This window comes from Neorhizobium sp. T25_27 (genome assembly GCF_002968565.1).
Taxonomy (GTDB): domain Bacteria; phylum Pseudomonadota; class Alphaproteobacteria; order Rhizobiales; family Rhizobiaceae; genus Neorhizobium; species Neorhizobium tomejilense.
In genome coordinates, this window is record NZ_PVBJ01000002.1 from 607898 (window position 1) to 626230 (window position 18333).

At 60.3% G+C, this 18333-nt stretch carries 23 protein-coding genes; 15 read left to right on the top strand and 8 right to left on the bottom strand.

From position 1 onward, the window contains the following. Positions 1-382 precede the first annotated feature (382 nt). Together visN and visR are read left to right on the top strand one after the other, a co-directional pair. The gene (gene visN / locus C5J24_RS09820) at positions 383-1096 is read left to right on the top strand and encodes a transcriptional regulator VisN (protein ID WP_245282687.1); all 714 of its coding nucleotides are present in this window, start codon (positions 383-385) and stop codon (positions 1094-1096) included. 13 nt (positions 1097-1109) lie between these two features. After that, positions 1110-1856 carry a transcriptional regulator VisR gene (visR, locus tag C5J24_RS09825; RefSeq protein WP_105404069.1) on the top strand — a complete coding sequence of 249 codons (747 nt, stop codon included), beginning with the start codon at positions 1110-1112 and terminating at the stop codon, positions 1854-1856. A gap of 45 nt (positions 1857-1901) precedes the next feature. On the opposite strand, the gene C5J24_RS09830 is transcribed toward visR, so the two are convergent. The 6 genes from C5J24_RS09830 to motA form a co-directional block, all read right to left on the bottom strand. Next, positions 1902-2336 (bottom strand): hypothetical protein, encoded by a 435-nt coding sequence (locus C5J24_RS09830; protein ID WP_046630669.1) that lies wholly within the window; start codon positions 2334-2336, stop codon positions 1902-1904. 5 nt (positions 2337-2341) lie between these two features. Further along, positions 2342-3421, bottom strand: a complete 1080-nt coding sequence (gene flhB / locus C5J24_RS09835; RefSeq protein ID WP_105404070.1) for a flagellar biosynthesis protein FlhB — start codon at positions 3419-3421, stop codon at positions 2342-2344. A 212-nt stretch (positions 3422-3633) separates the two neighbouring features. Next, positions 3634-4686, bottom strand: a complete 1053-nt coding sequence (fliG, locus tag C5J24_RS09840; RefSeq protein WP_105417518.1) for a flagellar motor switch protein FliG — start codon at positions 4684-4686, stop codon at positions 3634-3636. Positions 4687-4714: 28 nt separating this feature from the next. Then, entirely contained in the window at positions 4715-5311 is a 597-nt protein-coding gene (gene fliN / locus C5J24_RS09845) for a flagellar motor switch protein FliN (protein ID WP_105417520.1), read from the bottom strand. 73 nt (positions 5312-5384) lie between these two features. After that, positions 5385-6338 carry a FliM/FliN family flagellar motor switch protein gene (locus tag C5J24_RS09850; protein WP_172723912.1) on the bottom strand — a complete coding sequence of 318 codons (954 nt, stop codon included), beginning with the start codon at positions 6336-6338 and terminating at the stop codon, positions 5385-5387. Continuing rightward, entirely contained in the window at positions 6338-7207 is an 870-nt protein-coding gene (gene motA, locus C5J24_RS09855) for a flagellar motor stator protein MotA (protein WP_105404074.1), read from the bottom strand. The genes C5J24_RS09850 and motA overlap by 1 nt, the downstream gene beginning before the upstream one ends. A 200-nt stretch (positions 7208-7407) precedes the next feature. On the opposite strand from motA, the gene C5J24_RS09860 reads away from it, so the two are divergent. The 13 genes from C5J24_RS09860 to C5J24_RS09920 are packed head-to-tail and all read left to right on the top strand — an operon-like array spanning position 7408 to position 16386. Further along, on the top strand, positions 7408-8187 hold the full coding sequence (locus C5J24_RS09860) for a DUF1217 domain-containing protein (protein WP_105404075.1): 780 nt from the start codon (positions 7408-7410) through the stop codon (positions 8185-8187). Position 8188: 1 nt separating this feature from the next. Continuing rightward, positions 8189-8926 (top strand): flagellar basal-body rod protein FlgF, encoded by a 738-nt coding sequence (gene flgF, locus C5J24_RS09865; RefSeq protein WP_105404076.1) that lies wholly within the window; start codon positions 8189-8191, stop codon positions 8924-8926. A gap of 22 nt (positions 8927-8948) precedes the next feature. Beyond that, positions 8949-10346, top strand: coding sequence for a flagellar protein export ATPase FliI (fliI, locus tag C5J24_RS09870; RefSeq protein WP_105417524.1), 1398 nt, complete (start codon positions 8949-8951; stop codon positions 10344-10346). 7 nt (positions 10347-10353) lie between these two features. Then, positions 10354-10920 carry a flagellar protein gene (locus C5J24_RS09875; RefSeq protein ID WP_105417526.1) on the top strand — a complete coding sequence of 189 codons (567 nt, stop codon included), beginning with the start codon at positions 10354-10356 and terminating at the stop codon, positions 10918-10920. Positions 10921-10973: 53 nt separating this feature from the next. Further along, positions 10974-11360 carry a flagellar basal body rod protein FlgB gene (flgB, locus tag C5J24_RS09880; protein ID WP_105404079.1) on the top strand — a complete coding sequence of 129 codons (387 nt, stop codon included), beginning with the start codon at positions 10974-10976 and terminating at the stop codon, positions 11358-11360. Between the two features lie 4 nt (positions 11361-11364). Beyond that, positions 11365-11784 (top strand): flagellar basal body rod protein FlgC, encoded by a 420-nt coding sequence (gene flgC, locus C5J24_RS09885; protein WP_046664764.1) that lies wholly within the window; start codon positions 11365-11367, stop codon positions 11782-11784. Then, positions 11781-12119, top strand: coding sequence for a flagellar hook-basal body complex protein FliE (locus tag C5J24_RS09890; RefSeq protein WP_037087084.1), 339 nt, complete (start codon positions 11781-11783; stop codon positions 12117-12119). The genes flgC and C5J24_RS09890 overlap by 4 nt, the downstream gene beginning before the upstream one ends. A 17-nt stretch (positions 12120-12136) precedes the next feature. After that, complete coding sequence (gene flgG / locus C5J24_RS09895) at positions 12137-12925, top strand: flagellar basal-body rod protein FlgG (RefSeq protein WP_037087082.1); 789 nt, start codon at positions 12137-12139, stop codon at positions 12923-12925. 20 nt (positions 12926-12945) lie between these two features. Beyond that, positions 12946-13428 (top strand): flagellar basal body P-ring formation chaperone FlgA, encoded by a 483-nt coding sequence (flgA, locus tag C5J24_RS09900; RefSeq protein WP_105417528.1) that lies wholly within the window; start codon positions 12946-12948, stop codon positions 13426-13428. Further along, positions 13425-14552 (top strand): flagellar basal body P-ring protein FlgI, encoded by a 1128-nt coding sequence (locus C5J24_RS09905; RefSeq protein ID WP_105404080.1) that lies wholly within the window; start codon positions 13425-13427, stop codon positions 14550-14552. Before flgA ends, C5J24_RS09905 begins: the two co-directional genes overlap by 4 nt. Continuing rightward, positions 14549-15109 (top strand): MotE family protein, encoded by a 561-nt coding sequence (locus C5J24_RS09910; protein WP_105404081.1) that lies wholly within the window; start codon positions 14549-14551, stop codon positions 15107-15109. Before C5J24_RS09905 ends, C5J24_RS09910 begins: the two co-directional genes overlap by 4 nt. Next, a complete protein-coding gene (gene flgH / locus C5J24_RS09915; protein ID WP_037087079.1) occupies positions 15106-15825 on the top strand; it encodes a flagellar basal body L-ring protein FlgH in 720 nt (239 codons plus the stop codon). The genes C5J24_RS09910 and flgH overlap by 4 nt, the downstream gene beginning before the upstream one ends. 42 nt (positions 15826-15867) lie before the next feature. Beyond that, on the top strand, positions 15868-16386 hold the full coding sequence (locus tag C5J24_RS09920) for a flagellar basal body-associated FliL family protein (RefSeq protein WP_105417530.1): 519 nt from the start codon (positions 15868-15870) through the stop codon (positions 16384-16386). 120 nt (positions 16387-16506) lie between these two features. Here C5J24_RS09920 and C5J24_RS09925 read toward each other — a convergent pair whose 3' ends face one another. Further along, on the bottom strand, positions 16507-17277 hold the full coding sequence (locus C5J24_RS09925) for a cephalosporin hydroxylase family protein (RefSeq protein WP_046611719.1): 771 nt from the start codon (positions 17275-17277) through the stop codon (positions 16507-16509). Then, positions 17270-18331 carry a class I SAM-dependent methyltransferase gene (locus C5J24_RS09930; protein ID WP_105417532.1) on the bottom strand — a complete coding sequence of 354 codons (1062 nt, stop codon included), beginning with the start codon at positions 18329-18331 and terminating at the stop codon, positions 17270-17272. The genes C5J24_RS09925 and C5J24_RS09930 overlap by 8 nt, the downstream gene beginning before the upstream one ends. Positions 18332-18333 lie beyond the last annotated feature (2 nt).

The window sequence follows — 18333 nt, forward strand, 5'->3', positions numbered from 1 at the left end:
CGGACCTTGTCCGGCCCATTTCTTTTCAGCCCCGCCGCACACTTGGCGCATTTATCTATCTGGCGAATCAGCATGAATATGGCGCAACTGGGGAAATCCGATGTCGAGGCGATGGTAATTCGCAACGCGTCTCCTACAATGGCCTTGATTCGTACAATCACTTCCAGAGGTCCCAAAGAGGTGGAACTGCTGAAACTCTCGGTGTCTACGACGAGGGAAGGCGGCTACCACCATTATTCTTGATGTATTTGCTAAATCCGGGATCGTTTCGGCGCTGGAGGGGTTGTATGGGAATCGCAACATGCCGCGATGCGGGCATTCATGATGAATGCGCCACGTGGCGGGGAGCAGGTACCGAATGGAGTTGTCGGGGGTAGAAAAGATGACGGAGGGGCGCTCCTATGCGGAGTCTGCCGGCTCCAGAGGACTCTCGCGTGAGCAATTGGTACGCCGTCTTTCGGTTTTGGCGGGCTCAAACAACATTCAGGCGGTCATGCGCCTGCTCGCGGATTACGTCGGCGCTTCTCATTTTCTGCTGGCCCGCTACGACCTCATCCAGGAACAGGGCCTCGATTTCATCGTTACCTCCAACTGGCCCTTTGATCTCGTACGGCGCTTGGGCTCGGAGCTAGCAAGCGGTTATGCGCGTTCCACCGAACTGGAAAAATGCCTCTCGCTGCTGACCCCCAGCTTCGCCTTGTTGCCTGACGACATCGTGCCGCCGGATGACATCAGCCGGCAATATTGCGCGCTGACCTTTTGCGTCGGCAGGACGCGGTTCTCGCTGATGCTGCTGTTCCTCGACGGCATTATCCTGTCGCAGGAACGGTTGAGGGAGGTGGGCTTGTTCGCCGCCTACGGCGCCAGTTTTGGAGAAAACGCCGACGCCAGGACGGAGCGTGATTTCGAACTGACGGAACGCGAGCTGGAATGTCTCTTCTGGATTGCGGAGGGCAAGACCAGTGACGAGATCGCCGTGATCCTCGGCATATCCCGCAATACGATCAACAACTACATTACCAGCGTGATGCGCAAGACGGCAACCAAGACTCGCTCCGAGGCGATTGCCTACGCCGTTCGCAACAACTTAGTTTAGGAAAATAATTTCAATGGGTTATTCGCGCAGCGGCACGGCAGACGGACCTGGAAGCATCCAGTATCTGCGCCTCCAGCGCGCATCGAGCCGGTCGGACATCTTTCCGAAACTCGTCGCCATGCAGAAGAACCTGAAGGCGCGGAATTTTGCGGTTTTCCGGATTGCCGGCGCCGGGCTGCCCAACAAGCGCAAGCTTGTATGCGAGCTCGAAAACTGGGGAGCCGGCGCGCTCGAGAGCAGCAACCAGCTCATCGGTGTTTATGGCGAGGCGCTGCTGGACCATATCGAAACGTCGCTTCTGCCGCTGATCTGGAACGGATCGGAAAATACCAGTTTTGCCGATGCGGGCGAATTTTCGCCATTGACGCATCGCCTGGATTCCAGCGTCGTTCCCTTTTCGGGGATCGCCTTTCCCGTGCGCCTCGGTGCCCTCGGCAACGGCTACGTCGCTTTCTTCGGGACATCGATGGATTTGGTGAGCGATGTGATCATCGACCAGCATGTTAGGAGCTGCCAGGTGGTTATGGACCTCCTGGCGCTTGACGAACGCCGCAGCGTTCCCGCGGAATCCCTGAGCGAACGCGAGATTGCCTGCCTTCAGCTGGCCGGCGACGGCCGTATCAGCGAAGAAATTGCCGAGAAGCTCGGCCTCTCCGTCCACACCGTCAACGCCTATCTCGGCTCGGCTACCATCAAGCTGGATTCGGTCAACCGCATCCAGGCGATCGCCAAGGCGATCAGGCTCGGTTACATCCACTGATCCGTTCGGAGAAGAGCCTGTCTTTTCCGTTTGGGGTAGGGCGGCTCATATCTGCGAGTTGCTGGTCTTCACGAACTTGGCGTCCTGGAGGCTCTTTGCCAGGAAAGCTGTGTTGTCGTGGGGATCCTCGAAAGGGGCCTGGAACGCAATGTGATCGATTTCGAGGGCTGCCAACTGGTCGGCCAGCGTCAGCCGCGCATAGACCGAAACACCGCGCGGCTTGATTTCGAGGTCGAGGACGACTTCCGGCTTGCCGTTCCATTCGAGCTTGTAATCGCCGCCGGCGCCGAAACTGACGGTCCCGGGGTGGAAATAGAGCTCGGCTGCTGAAGACACGAGATCGGCAAGGCTGCTGTGGCACTCTAGACGTAGAAGTGAGATGAGATCGCCGGCATCGAGCAGGCGAAGTTCCGAAGCCACCGGGCTGATTGCTTGTGCAACGATTTCTTCCCGTTCGGTGGAGTAGGTGCATTTCTTCATGACGCTCAGCGTGTCCGTTTTTTGAGCGACCGGGAAGCGTAGACCCGGTGCACGAGTTCTGCCACAGCCTTGTAGAAGACTGGCGGAATGACACTATCCGCCGAGACTTGCGCAAACATGGAGCGCGCCAGAGGCGGATCCTCGAAAATGGGGATATCGTTTTGCTCGGCGATTTCACGAATCTTGAGGGCAATCAGGTCCTGGCCCTTGGCGACGACGACCGGGGCGTCGTTCTCCTCGCGCACGTAACGCAGCGCTACTGCAAAGTGAGTCGGGTTGGCGATCACGAGGGTGGCGCGCGGTACGTTGTTGATCATCCGCCGGCGGGCACGGTCTCGTGCGACCGATTTCTGGCGCTGCTTGACGATCGGGTCGCCCTGAGCCTGCTTGTATTCGTCCTTGACCTCCTGCTTGGTCATCTTGAGTTCGTTGTACCAGTGATAGCGCGTCCACAGCACGTCGACCACGGCAAGTATCCCCGCCGACAGGACGACCACGATCACCATTTGGCGGATGACTGAATCCAGTTTTACGAGGATGACCTGCGGATCAGAGAACATCGCGTCCAGCGAGGAGAGATATTCGCCGCGCAATGCGAAATACATGATCACTGCCACGATCAGGATCTTGAAGATCGACTTTCCGAATTCGACGAAACCCGGAACGCTGTAAATCCGCCCGAAACCCTTGGTGGGTGAAACGCGGGAAATCTGCGGCCGCACGCGCTCGAGGACCAGCGACGGCATGTTCTGTGCGAACGATGAGCCAAGGCCGAAAATGATGAAGAGCAGCATAACCGGAGTGAGGAACGCCGCGATCGCCCAGCCGAGATGGACGCTGAGCGAGACGACGTCCGTCGAATTTTCGAGCCGCCACTGATCCGGCTGTTCGAAAAGATCCTTCAGCGTCTCGGCCATTTTTGCGATGTTCGAGGGCAGGAAGAAGACGAGAAAGACATAGAATGCCAGCATGGAGGCGAAAAGCGGCACCTCTCGGGAGACAGGGACGTTACCCTTGTCTGCCGCTTCCGACATTCGTTTGGCGGTCGGGTTTTCTGTTTTACTGTCTTTATCGTCGTCGGACACGGCTTTGAACCAATCGGTCTTCCGGTTGCGAGGACGTGGCTCAAACGAATCGGCCGCCGCCGCCCGCGATGTTACCGCATCGCCTGCTAGCCGCTAATCGAGTCAAGAAAAAGACTGTGGGTGGCCGGAAAATATCCGCGAAAGGCTGCCGAAACGAAAACGGAGCGGGGAATTTCCCGCTCCGCTTCTTTCGTAGCGCCTCAATCGGCAGGTCAGGCGGCCTCGGCCGGCTTGTCGCCTTCCTTCTTTTCTTCCTTGAGCATGATCTGGCCCGAATTGGCGAGCCGGATCGCTTCCTGTGCGATCGCGCGACGGGCGATCGCCACTTCGCGCGGATTGAGGTTCATGTTCTGAACCGCGAGATCGCTTTCGATCATGCGGCGCTGGCGTGGGCTGATGGCCGCGAGAACACATTCCTTGATCTCGTTGGTCGCACCGCGTAGCGCCATCGTGAGAATGTCCCCTGCGACGTCGTTAAGCAGCATGACGCGGCTGCGCTGCGGCATGTAGAGCAGGTCTTCGAAGAGGAAGATCTTCGGGCGAACCTTGTTGACGGAGTCCTTGCTGATCGTCTCGAGGGAGTTGAGCAGGGTATCGACCTGGCTCTTTTCGAGTTCGTTCATCAGCTCTGCGACCTTGTTCGAGCCATTCGAGTTGCGTTCGGCTTCGATTGCAGCGATCAGTTCCATCACCCGGTTCTCGATGATCTGCGCGGCCTTGGGGCTGACTTCCTTCATGTTGACGGCGCGGTTCATGATATCGGCGCGGCGGCTGTCGGGAAGCTGGAGAAGGACCTTGGCGCCAAAGATCGATGGCATCTGCGAAAGAATGTAGGCGACCGTCTGAGGATGTTCGCGCGACAGGAATTTGCCCACGAATGCCGGATCGGCATCCTGCAGGCGGTCCCAGATATTGGCCTGGTAGTCGTCGAACGCGGTGCGGCGGCCGAGCAGCCCGTCGACTTCTTCCGGTGTCAGGCCCGCTTCGAGAATGCCCTCGATCGCCGCGGCATTGTCCATGAGACCGGTGCCCTCTGTGAACAGGTCCTCAAACTCGTTGACGAGTTCGAGGAGTTCGTCCGGGGGGATGGCGCGCAGGCTTTGGGCACAGGCAATGATATTCTGCAGCTCGGCCTGGGTGAAATACTTGAGAAGTTTGCCAGCGACGCCCTTGCCCATAGCCAAGAGCACTGCCGCGGCCTTTTCGGCCTTGGATAACGGTTTCGTCGAGAGGGCGCTGCCACCGAAATCGTCAAAGTCCATCATGGTCTTCCTTCTCTGTCCCAAACAGGGATCAGGTTCTTCTCGTGCTCAGTACTTCCGTCAGTCGCACACCGAAACGCGTGTCATCATTTTCCAGCACGGTGATTTCACCCTTGCCGATGCGGCGTCCGTTGACCACGATTTCAACCGGCTCGCCGATCTTCTTGTCGAGTGCGATCGTCGCACCCTCTTCGAGGGTCATCAGGCCCGATACCTGCATGCGGCTCGTACCGAGCACGATCTCGACGTCGATCGGGATATCCATGATCAGGTCGAGATTGGCGTTGAGCGCGCTGCCCGGTTCCTGGTAGGCAGCGCTGCTGGATGTCGAGCTGCCGAAATCGTTGCCGCCGAAGCTTTTCGCGCCGCCAAAATCCGAGGCACCGCCACCGAAGCCACTGCCGAATGTATCAGCCTGTGCTTCGAAGCCGCCGCCGAAGGACGGGGCGTCGGCCGAAAAATCGGAGGTTGCTGACGAGCCGAAATCGGCATCGAAATCAGGCGCGCCGCCATCGGCATCCGTCTTCAAGACGCCGCGCAAATCGTCGATGGCCTGATCCAGATCGGCATCATTGCCGAGCGGCATCAGCGAGTCGTCGTCAGTGAGAGGTGTCTTCTTCGTAGCCATGCGGTGATTATTCCTGTTGAAACTTGCGTCAGCCTGCCTTGGCGAAAAAGCCGGCAACAGGCTGGCCGCGGGTCTAGCCTATCAGGTGTTGGAGAATCTCGTCGTCCGTGCTGATGTTATCCTTTACGCGGACTGTATACCGCTCGCCGGACCGCCCGAATTCGCACGAATACATATCCCGGCCGTTTGCACTGACCTGAACCTGGACATCGCGCTTGTCCTGGAAAGCGATCACGTCGCCGGCGGCGAGCCGCGAAATCGTACCGAGCGTCAGCTTCTGCAGGCGGATACGGGCTTCGAGGGTGACATGCGAGCGGCGGACCTGGTCGTTCATGCGGTCCGTCCATTCCTGCTTGGCCTTGGAAGCCTGAGCCTTGGCCTTCGGCGCGGTGACCTTGGTCTTCAGGAAGGCACGCTGAGGGATGACGAGAGCGAATTCGGAGGTGACCGAACCGAGCTCGAACGCCATGCGGATCGAGACGCCGAATTCCGGGCGTGCCAGATCGTCCGGCTTTGGGCGGTCTTCGGCGTTGTGAGGCCGTTCAAGGGCCGCTTCGAAGCTCCCCTGGGCGTTGACCCCGGAGCGCAGCACATTGGCGATCCGCTCGAAGACCACCACGGCGAGGTCGAGTTCGATATCGGAGAGGGGACGTTCGATCGGCTGTACGATGGTCTCGAGCGCCGAGCCCAGCATCAGTTCCATGAGCGCAATCACGAAACCGTTGCCGCAGCCGAGCACGAAGTTCGGCGACCAGTTGCGCAGGGATCCGTCGGAAAGGGCAAACCCATCGCCGAGATCGGCGATGAGATCGGTCATCAAGCCGGACGTGCAGCTCACGTAGGAGACGCCGATCCGGATGCCGGTTTCGCTGTGAAAGACGTCCGGCAGGAATTCTGCATAGAGCTGCGCGAATTCGCTGCTGATCTTCTCGACGGTCTTCTTGTCGCCGAGGCCTCCGGTCAGTTTTGCCAGGAGCGCCAGGTCCATGCCCGACGCCGGTGATTGGTTTGCTTGGTTCGACGTCATCATGCCGCCTTTTCTCCACCAGGATTCATCATTTCCTGCTCGACCGAGTCGATCGAGGGCCGTTCTTTGTTGGAAATCGTCTTACGTCCGTATTCGAGCGCGACCTGCGGCACGGAGCCGTTCATGTAGGCAAGCAGGGTCTGCTTGACGATGATGTACAGGCGATGCTGCTTGGTGCGGACGATCTTGATCTGGGAGGTCAGCGGGTTGCAGACCGAATAGGACAGGAAGATGCCGAGCATGGTGCCGACGAGAGCCGCACCGATGAGGCCGCCGAGAACTTCCGGCGACTCGTTGATCTTGCTCATCGCCTTGATAACCCCAAGAACGGCGGCGACGATACCGATGGCCGGGAACGAGTCACCCATCGCGGTGATCGCGTGATAGGGCTTCATCTTGTCGGAGAACATGGTGTTGATTTCTTCATCCATCAGCGCCTCGATCTCGTGGGAGCGGGCATTGCCGATGATGATCAGGCGCACGTAGTCGCAGATGAAGGCGGTCAGTTCCTTGTTCTTCAGGACCGTCGGAGCGGTCTGGAAGATCGGCGATTCCTCCGGATTGTCGATATGCGCCTCGATTTCGTTGCGCGACTTGGTTCTGAGGTCGCGCATCAGCGAATAAAGCACGCCGAGAACGTCCAGATAGTTCCGCTCTTTCGGTACGGTGTTCTTGAAGGCCTCTCCGAGCGCCTTGCCGCTATCCTTCACGACCTTCATCGGGTTGGCCATGATGAAGCCGCCGAGACCGGCGCCGCCGATGATCAGAAGCTCATAGGGCTGGATGAGGACGTCGATGTGGCCACCCATGGCCATGAAGCCACCGAGAATACAGCCAACGGTGATGACAAAGCCGATAATAATATTCATCGCGTACCTGTGCCCGATCGTTTTCGTTTGTCTTGGGGATAAGGCGTCTGGCTTGCGTGAGGCTGGCTGTGGAGACGTCAACGAAAGCAGGTCCGGAACAGCTTCGCACAAGTCTTCGAGCCTAGTTCTGCCGACGATCGGACCGGATTGCCCGCTCCGCAGCGACGTCCGCCGCTTCCGCGGACTTAGGTAGAGCTATCGTGATCACGACCTATACCAGCTACGCAATGATCAGCCGCGACATGTCGAAGTCGCTGGAACGCGTCGCCGAAAAGCCGGAAGTTGCGCGCGAGAGCGAATATTACCTCTCCAAGATCGGCAGCATCAAAACCATCGACGACTTCATGGCCGATACGCGCATCTATAATTACGCGCTGAAGGCTCACGGTCTCGAGGACATGGCTTATGCCAAGGCCTTCATCCGCAAGGTCCTGACGGAGGGCACCGACAACAAGGCAGATTTTGCCAACCAGCTCTCCGACAGTCGCTATTCGCAGCTCGCCGAATCCCTGAATTTTGCCGCCTTCGGCACCACCGCCACCTCCTTCGACAGGGCCCAGAAGGGCGTCGTCGACAAGTTCCAGCGCCAGACGCTGGAAGAGGATGCGGGCGTCGACAACATGGGCGTCCGGCTGGCGCTCTATTTTGAGCGCACCGCCCCAACGATCAAATCCGGCATGGAAGTTCTTGCCGACGATGCGCTTTCGGAAGTCATGCGCACCGCGCTTGGCATGTCGGCTGAGATGATCGGCGCCGACCTCGACCGCCAGGCCAAATACATCGAAGACACGGTCAAGATCGCGGATTTCCAGGACCCGGCCAAGGTCAACAAATTTCTCGAGAGGTTCACGGCGATGTGGGAGATCAGCAATCCCACCGAGAGCTACGATCCGCTCGCCGTCTTCAATTCCCCATCCTCGAGCGGAATTTCCACGGATCTTCTGATCTCGATCAATAACCTGAAACTCGGAGGCAAATGATATGCAGTCCGGACTTTACGTCGGCATCTCTTCCCAGATCGCGCTCGAGCGTCGCTTGAACACGATCGCCGACAATATGGCCAACATGAACACCGTCGGCTTCCGTTCCACGGAGGTCAAGTTCGACGAGGTCTTGAGCAAGACACAGAACGATATCGGTGCAAAGGTCGCGTTCGTCACCCAGGGCAACGACTATCTGTCGACCCGGACCGGCGAAATGCAGCGCACGGGCAACCCGCTCGATTTCGCGATCAAGGGCAATGCCTGGTTTGCGATCGATACGCCGGGCGGCCAGGTGCTGACCCGCGACGGCCGTTTCACGATGGATGAGCTCGGCCAGCTCCGTTCGATCCGCGGTTATGCGGTTCTCGATGCCGGTGGTGCGCCGATCCAGCTCAACCGCGACGGAGGCCCTCCGACTGTCGGCTCCGACGGCATCATCCGGCAGAACGAACAGCCGGTCGCCAGCCTCGGTCTGTTCACGGCTGACGTCACGAAGGGCTTCGTCCGCCACGACAACTCCGGCGTCATCACCGTCGATACCCCGCAGCCGGTGCTCGAGGGCATCGATAACTCCGTCGTCCAGGGTTACCTCGAAGGGGCGAACGTCAACGGCATCCGCGAAATGACCCAGCTGATCCAGGTCAATCGCGCTTTTGAAAGCATCTCGTCGCTGATGCGCGACAGCGAGACCTCGCTGGACGATGCGATCAAGACACTCGGCGGCTCCAACGCTTAAACGATAGGAAAGAGGGCCCACCATGATGGAAGCGGCTATCCTCGATGCAGTCAACGGCGGCAAGCTGGCCCAGCTTGCCGGCCTTTCGGCACGTTATTCCGACCCGGCCTTCTCGGTCGCCCACGGTGGTCATGTCAGGACCATCGCTGCAGGACATTATACCGTCGCGGGCTTGTCGAAACACGTGCGGCTTGGCGAGTTCGTCGCCCATCGCAGCGCGACCGGCATCCATCTCGGCGAAGTGGTTCGCGTGGAGCCGGACATTATCTACGTCTGCCCCATCGAACCCGGCGAGCCGATCGGCATCGGCGATACGGTGATCCGCAAGGGCGCCTTCCGTGTCGCGCCGGACGATAGCTGGTGTGGACGCACGATCAATTCGCTCGGAGAACCGATCGACGGCAAGGGTCCGGTCGGGCGCGGTCTTCATCCACGTTCGATCGCCAATACCGCACCGCCTTCGATGACGCGCAGCCGCGTCGAAAAGGGTTTCAGGACCGGGGTCCGGGCAATCGACATCTTCTCGCCGCTCTGCCTTGGCCAGCGTCTCGGCATTTTCGCTGGCTCGGGCGTCGGCAAGTCGACGCTTCTCTCGATGCTCGCCAGAGCCGACTCCTTCGACAAGGTGGTGATCGCGCTGGTCGGCGAGCGCGGCCGCGAAGTGCGCGAATTCATCGAGGATACGCTCGGCGAGCACATGTCGAAATCGATCGCCGTCGTCGCGACCAGCGACGAAAGCCCGATGCTGCGCAAGATGGCGCCGCTGGTGGCGATCACCATCGCCGAACATTTCCGCGATCAGGGCGACAACGTCCTGTTCATCGCCGACAGCGTCACCCGTTTTGCCCACGCGATCCGCGAAGTCGCCGTTGCGGCCGGCGAACCGCCGATCGCCCGCGGTTATCCGGCGTCTGTCTTCACCGAGCTGCCACGCCTGCTTGAACGCGCCGGCCCGGGCGTCGAGGGTACAGGTACGATCACCGCGATCATCTCGATCCTCGTCGATGGCGACAATCACAACGACCCGATCGCCGACTCGACCCGCGGCATTCTCGACGGTCACATCGTTCTCGAGCGTTCGCTTGCCGATGAGGGCCGTTACCCGCCGATCAACCCGCTCTCCTCGATCTCGCGTCTTGCCCGCAAGGCCTGGACCGAGGATCAGGAAAAGCTGGTGTCGCGCCTGAAATCGCTGGTGCACCGCTATGAGGAAACCCGCGACCTGCGCCTGATCGGCGGTTATCGCGCCGGCAGCGATCCGGATCTCGACATGGCGATCAAGCAGGTGCCGGTCATCTATGAAGTCTTGAAGCAGACGCCGGGAGAAAAGCCGGCGCTCGACGCTTACGCGGATCTGGCCAATGCGCTGCGTGCGGCGGCAGGGCAGGGCAATCCGCAGTCGGCCATAGCCAGAAGGTGATTATTCGATGAGCGAAAAGAACAACCAGGAAGCGGCAGCTCAATCGGAAGAGGCTCGCTCGCGATTGGGCGACAAGATCCTGGTCGCGACGGGCATCACGCTCGCCGCAGCCTCCGCCTTCTTTCCCTGGTACGTCTTCCTGAATGCCGACAAGTTCGGCATTCGCACGGAAGCGCTCGGCCGCACGCGCGATCTGCCCCCGGGGGCCGCACGCGCGGTCGTCACCGTGTCGCCTCTCGCCATGACCGACAGTACCAAGGACGATTGGCCAAAGCCTGTCGAGCCAATGGACGCGTTGACCACGGCCACCACGTCGTCCCTCGGCGAAACGCGCAAGGACGGCAATCTGCAGGAAGAGCAGCCCTTTCCGGGCCGGGGCAATTTCCGGCTGCTTCACGTCGCCAACGGCCGCGCGCTCATCGAGGACGGCTCCGGCATGTACATGGTCCGGGTCGGCTCGGTTCTGCCCGACAACAGCAAGCTCGCCACGCTCGAACAACGCGGCGGCAAGTGGGTGATCATTACTTCCAGCGGAGAAGTTTATCAGGACACGGGCGGGAGTGCTCGCCCGTAAGTCCGACGCAAGGTTACTGGCATAGTTTCCGGACAGAAGATGGAGACAAGCCTATGCAACCGATTCAATTGTTCGAAATGGCATCCCGTCAGGCCGATTGGCTTTCGGTGCGCCAGGAAGTCGTTGCGGGCAACATCGCGAATGCCAACACGCCGAAGTTCAAGGCGAAGGACATCACGCCTTTTGATTCGGTGTTGGACCGCACGCATGTTCCGATGGCCCGCACCAATCCGGGCCATTTCGCCAGCAACGACCTCAGCGATGAGATCGACATCAAGGCATCGGAGCTGAACGAGGAAATCGGCGTCCAGGAATCCGGAAATACCGTCTCGCTGGCCGATGAGCTGACGAAGACGGGTGAAATCAAACGCCAATACGAATTGAGCACAGGACTAGTGAAATCGTTTCACAGCATGATGCTGACGTTAGTTAAGAGGTAAGCAAATGGATCCGCTTTCAGCCTCCCTGAAGATCGCTGGATCGGGAATGGAGGCGCAGTCGACACGTCTGCGCATCGTTTCCGAAAACATCGCCAACGCCCGCTCCACCGGCGACACGCCCGGTGCCGACCCCTACCGCCGCAAGACGATCACCTTCGGCTCGGAGTTGGACAAGGCAAGCGGCGTGGACGTGGTCGAGATCAAGAAGCTCGGCAACGACAGCTCCAAGTTCATCGAGGAATATGATCCGGACCACCCGGCCGCCGATGCCAAGGGCATGGTCAAGATGCCCAACGTCAACATGCTGATCGAGATGGGTGACATGCGCGAAGCCAATCGTTCCTATGACGCAAACATCCAGACCATCAAGCAGACGCGCGAACTGATCGCAGCGACGATTGACCTTCTGAAGGCCGGACAATGATCGACAAGATTCAAAACCTTAGCTCTCTCTCGCTGACCAACGGCCTCGACGAGGTCGGTTCCGCAAGCAGCTCCACGCTCGCCGGCGGCATCGCGACGACGCCCGGCCAGAATACCGGCATGGATTTCGGCAGCATCATGGCCAACATGGCGACGGACACGATGAACAGCCTGAAGGGTGCGGAATCGATGTCCTTCAAGGCCATCCAGGGCAAGGCCAATACCCGTGAAGTCGTAGACGCGGTTCTTGAAGCGCAGCAGTCGCTCCAGACCGCCATGGCGCTGCGCGACAAGATCGTCTCCGCCTATCTCGAAGTCACGAAAATGCAGATCTAGAGTTTGAGGACGAAGACATGAGAGCGCTTTCCGTCGCAGCAACGGGCATGGATGCCCAGCAGACCAATCTCGAAGTCATCGCGAACAATATCGCGAACATCAACACGACCGGTTACAAGCGCGCCCGCGCCGAGTTTTCCGATCTTCTCTATCAAAGCGAGCGCGCCCAGGGCGTGCCGAACCGCGCCAACCAGGCGATCGTGCCGGAAGGCGCGAACATCGGTCTCGGCGTGCAGACCTCGGCTGTCCGCAACATCCACACCCAGGGTGAGTTGACCCACACCGAGAACGATCTCGACGTGGCGATCGTCGGCCGCGGCTGGTATCAGATCCAGACCCCGGACGGCCAGACGCTCTACAGCCGCGCCGGCGCCTTCAACAAGAACGCCGACGGCCAGCTGGTCACGATCGACGGTTATGCCGTCGTGCCGAACATCACTTTCCCGGCAGACGTCAGCGAAACCAAGATCACCCGTACGGGTCAGGTCATGGTCCGCATCGGCAATTCCCCGGATTTCACCGAGATCGGCCAGCTCACCACCGCAAACTTCGTCAACGAGGCCGGCCTTCAGCCGCTCGGCGACAACCTGTTTGCGCAGACCGCCGCATCCGGCGAACCGATCGTGGCAGCCCCCGAGGATCCTGGTTTCGGTTATCTGAAGCAGGGTTATCTGGAGAGTTCGAACGTCGACGCCGTCCGGGAGATCACCGATCTGATCTCCGCACAGCGCGCCTACGAAATGAACTCCAAGGTCATCACCACCGCCGATGAGATGGCTACGATCGTCAGCAAGAACCTGAAATAATAACCAGGAGACGGGCAGACATGAAGTTTCGCCGGAAAAATGCGATTGGCGCCAGGCTTGGCTTGCGGCTCCTGACAGCTCTTCTTGCCGCAACCGGCTCGCCGGTGCTCGCCGGTATGGGGACGGCCGTGGTGCCGGTCCAGACCATTTATCCCGGCGAAGAGATCACCGAGGGCAGGGTCGAGGAGGTGCAGGTCACCAATCCGAATCTGGGCGGCGACTATGCCCGGAGGACCGAGGAGGTCGTGGGCATGGTGGCAAAGCGCACGCTGTTGGCCGGCCGCACCGTTCCGGTTTCGGCGCTTCGCGAAGCCTTCGCGGTCACTCGCGGAAAGTCGGTTCGCCTGATCTTCACCATCGGCGCCATGACGATTTCGGCATCCGGCGCACCGCTCGAGAACGCGGCTGTCGGGGATGTCATTCGTGTGCGCAACATCGATTCGGGTGTCACGGTCAGCGGTACCGTCATGGCCGATGGGACGATCCAGGTGATGGCGAAATGAGAACCCGTCTCTTCCTCACGCTTGCCGTGATCGGCTCCCTCCTGGGCGGCGCCCCGGCGTCCGCCGACGGTCCCTATGTCGTCACCGCCCGTATCAAGGACATCGCGTCCCTGCAGGCCGGCCGCGACAACCAGCTGATCGGCTACGGCCTTGTCGTCGGTCTTCAGGGCTCGGGCGACAGCCTGCGCTCGTCTCCTTTCACCGACCAGTCGATGAAGGCGATGCTGCAGAACCTCGGCATTTCGACCCAGGGCAGTCAGTCCAACGCCAAGAACGTCGCGGCCGTCATGGTCACGGCAAACCTGCCTCCCTTTGCCAGCCCCGGCAGCCGCATCGACGTCACGGTCAGCTCGCTCGGCGACGCGACCTCTCTGCGTGGCGGCACGCTGGTCATGACCTCGCTTTCCGGCGCCGACGGCCAGATTTACGCCGTGGCCCAGGGGGCGCTGGTCGTGTCCGGCTTCTCGGCCCAGGGCCAGGCGGCCACATTGACCGAAGGCGTGACGACGGCGGCCCGCGTTCCGAACGGCGCGATCGTCGAGCGTGAATTGCCCTCGAAGTTCAAGGACTCGGTGAACCTCGTCCTGCAGCTCCGCAATCCGGACTTCTCGACCGCGGTGCGCGTCTCCGACATCGTCAACAGCTTCGCGGCCCGCCGGTACGGCGGCCCGATCGCAGAACCCCGCGACAGCCAGGAAGTGATCGTTCAAAAGCCGAAGTCCGCCGATCTGACGCGGCTGATGGCCGAGATCGAGAACCTCGTGGTCGAAACCGATACGCCGGCCAAGGTCGTCGTCAATGAACGGACCGGCACGATCGTCATCGGCGCGGATGTGAAGATTTCGCGCGTTGCCGTGAGCTACGGGACACTGACGGTGCAGGTCACGGAGACCCCGCAGGTGATTCAGCCCGAACCTTTCTCGCGTGGCGAGACGGCGGTTCAGCCCCAGACGGATATCATGGCGATGAAGGACGGCGGCCAGGTCGCGCTCCTCAACGGTCCGGATCTGCGGACCTTGGTCGCCGGTCTCAACAGCATCGGCGTCAAGCCGGACGGCATCATAGCCATCCTGCAAGGCATCAAGTCCGCCGGCGCCCTTCAAGCGGAGCTCGTCCTGCAATGACCGAGACGCTATTCACCATTTCCGTATCCAAGACGCTGGCGCGCCGCGTCCTCGCCGCTGCCGCTGTCCTGATGCTGGTTTCCCAGGTCGGAGCACAGCAGCCGGGGCCGGTCACCGAAGCGTCGACCAGCGACGAGATCCAGAAATTCTGCACCAATATCGCCGATGCCGCGCGGGACCAGCGTTACCTCCTGCAGAAGCAGGAGCTTGAGAAGCTGCAGGCCGAGGTCGACGACCGCATCAAGGCCCTCCAGGATCGTACCGCCGAATATCAGGACTGGCTGAAGCGCCGCAACGACTTCCTGGCGCGCGCGCAGGCCGGCCTGGTCGATATCTTCAAGACCATGAAACCGGATGCGGCAGCACCGCAGCTCGGAGAAATGAACATGGAGGTCGCAGCCGCGATCATCATGCAGCTTCCGGCCCGCCAGTCGGCCCTTTTCCTCGCGGAAATGGACCCGCAGAAGGCCGGCATGATCTCCACGATCATCTCAAGCGCTTCCGACCCCAATACGTCGAAAGCACGCGCTCCCAATGTTCCGAAAGTGCCCTCATGACGAAACGCATTCCCGCCATCATGGCCGTTCTGTTCCTGGCTGGTTGTTCGAGCCAGACGATCAAGGAGATCGGCAATGCGCCGGCCATGAGCCCGATCGGCAGCGGCCTGCAATATGCGCAGGCGCCGCAGATGTCGTCCTATCCGAAGCAGCCGCGGCAGATGGCCAGCGGCTATTCGCTCTGGAGCGACAATCAGGCCGCGCTTTTCAAGGATTCGCGCGCTTTGAATGTAGGCGACATCCTGACGGTCGATATCAAGATCAACGACAAGGCGTCGTTCGACAACGAGACGGAACGCAACCGCACGAATTCGACCAGCCTGACCTGGGGTGCCAACCTCAGCAACCTGTTCGGCTGGACTCCGAAGGCGGGCACGACCGGCGATCTCGGTACCGATTCGAGTACGGATTCGCAGGGCAAGGGAACGACCAAGCGTGCCGAAAGCCTGAAGCTGCTCGTGGCTGCCGTCGTGACCGGCATTCTCGAAAACGGCAATCTTCTGATCAGCGGCTCGCAGGAAGTACGCGTCAACCACGAAATCCGCATTCTGAACGTTGCCGGTATCGTCCGGCCGCAGGATGTCGATTCCACCAATATGATCTCCTATGACAAGATCGCCGAGGCCCGCATCTCCTACGGTGGCCGTGGCCGCCTGACGGAAGTCCAGCAGCCGCCGGTCGGTCAGCAGGTCGTCGATATGTTCTCGCCCTTCTGATGGACCTGGGCGAAGGTCTCTTGATGTGAAGGTTTGAAGACCATGGCGGATGAAGCACAGGCGGCCGACGCTAAGAAAAAGAAGAACGGCACCATCATGGTCGTCGCGGGCGTCGCGATCCTGACCGTGATCGGCGCCGGTGGCGGCTGGGTCGTCGGCGGCATGATCGCGCCGAAGGATCCGAACGCGGCGCAGAAGCACGAGACGGCGGCAGCCGGCGGCGAACACGGCAAGGCCGGCGAGAAGGAAGAGGGGCTTCCCCATATTTCCACCGCGGCCAACGGCGTCGTTCTCCTCGAGCCGATCACCACCAATCTCGCCTATCCGTCCGAAAACTGGATCCGGCTCGAAGTCGCACTTGCGTTCACGGGGCCGCCGGAACTGGCACTCGCGGAAAATATCCACCAGGATATTCTCGCCTACATGCGCACCGTTTCGCTGCAGCAGATCGAGGGTCCGCGCGGCTTCCAGTATCTCAAGGACGATATCAAGGAACGTGTCGATCTTCGCTCGCAGGGCAAGGTCGCCAAGGTGATGTTCCGCTCCTTCGTGATCGAATAGAGGCGGGGTTCAAAGACAACCACGAAAAAAGCGGCCCAAATGGCCGCTTTTTTTGTTTGCTTGGATCTCTGTCCAGTTGGAACCCTCCTTCCGGTTTTGCCGGAAGGAGGGTCTGTTCGTTCAGCGCAGGCGCTTCAGGAAGCCGTCCGGAGCGACGGTGATCAGCAGCTTGTTCTCGACCGACTTGTCGATCTCGAATTCCGGATGGGTCTTCAGATATTCGAAGACGGCCGTTTTCGGATTGTCGCCCGGTCCCCAGGGACGGTCGCCGGCCAGTTCCTTCGGCAGATCCTCGACGACGGTGTCGAAGACGACGCAATAGCTGCCGACGCTGGTGAGCGGGGCATAGAGCTTGAGTTCCTCGAGAACGTGCTCGTGCGTGTGGTTGCTGTCGAGGCTGATCAGGATACGCGAATAACCGGCAGCGACCTTGCGGACCTGGTCCATGATCTCGGGCGCGATGCTGGAGCCCTGGATCATTTCGATCCGCGACGCCATCGGGTGAGCCTCGATCGCCTGCTTGTTATGGGGGCGGATGTCGATGTCGATGCCGAGAACCTTGCGCTTGGGCTTGGCCGGATCGACGACCTCGCCCTTTTCCGCGGCCTCCGACAGTTCCAGCAAGGCCAGCATCGAGGCGCTGAGGATGAGGGAGCCGCCATGGGCGATGCCGGTTTCGATGATCAGGTCGGGCTTTACCGTCCAGATCAGCTCCTGCATGGCGACCATGTCCTGCGGATACTGGATGATGGGTCGGCCGAGCCAGAAATAGTTGTAGGAATATTGCGAGGCGATCGACGTGCGCATGAACTGCGCGGCGCTGTCGTTCAGCTCCTTGTTTCCCGGGACGGCCGCGACGCGGGCTTCAACTTCCTTGGTGAAATCACTCATTGTCGATCCCCACATAGATGTAAGCGTTGTGAGACAGCATTCGAATTTCCTCGAGATAATTGGAGTTCATGACGTAAATGGTCGAGCCGTGGGGAAGTTTCGCCAGTGCGTGCTCCGGCGATTGCACCATCAGGCCGGTTGCCGGCAGGAATTTTCCCTGCTTGGCGGGATTGATGTCGATGACCATGTCGACCGGCTGCCCCTGGCGGGATTTCAGCAGCGAGAAAGTCACCCCCTTCGACGCGCCGCCCCAGATCGCCGAACTGTCGCCCGCGGCAATTCGGTCGCCCAGCGTACGGGCGAAGTCGGCGGGAAACGCGACGCGATCGGTTTCTTCACGCACCGGCGGCCGCAACGAGTCCAGCTCGGCCACCACATAGAGGTACTGTCCGCCGAAAACCCGACCGCTTTCGATGACATTGCCGAAGATCCGATGGAAATCGGACAGGCGGAAATAATTGACGTGCTCGTAGAACACGTCGAACCAGGCGCGATGTTCCATGATCCAGTCGAAGCAGGGCACCTCGATATAGATGCGGCCCTTGCCGCCGTTCGCCTTGCAGAGCTCGACGAGGAAATCATACGGGTCCTGGATATGCTCCAGCACGTGGCGAAGGATCAGCCCCTCGCCTTGGACATCGACGCCGGCCTCGAAATAATGCCGCTTCACGCGCGGGTTCGTGCCCTCGTAGGTGGGGTCGAACCCGGTGAGGTCGAAACCTTTTTCAAGCAGCATTTCGAGGAAGAGGCCCTTGCCGCAGCCGACCTCGACCAGGTTCTCACGGCCCATCGTCCGCTCGACGATGCCAGCCACCATTTCCAGATGCTGGTGGAAGTGCCGGCTGACACCCTGTTCGTTATTGTAATTGCCGTCGTAGTCCATGAGCTTCGGGTCGAACGCATCGTTGTAGACGAGGCCCGTCTTCATGTCCTGCACCAGGCGGATATCGCCCTTGGCGCAGCCTTTGGCTTCCGCCGCCGTGGGATAAACGCGGTTCTGGAAGGTCGGCAACTGCGGCTGTTCGTAAAGCAGCAGGGTATCTTTCGTCGTCATGT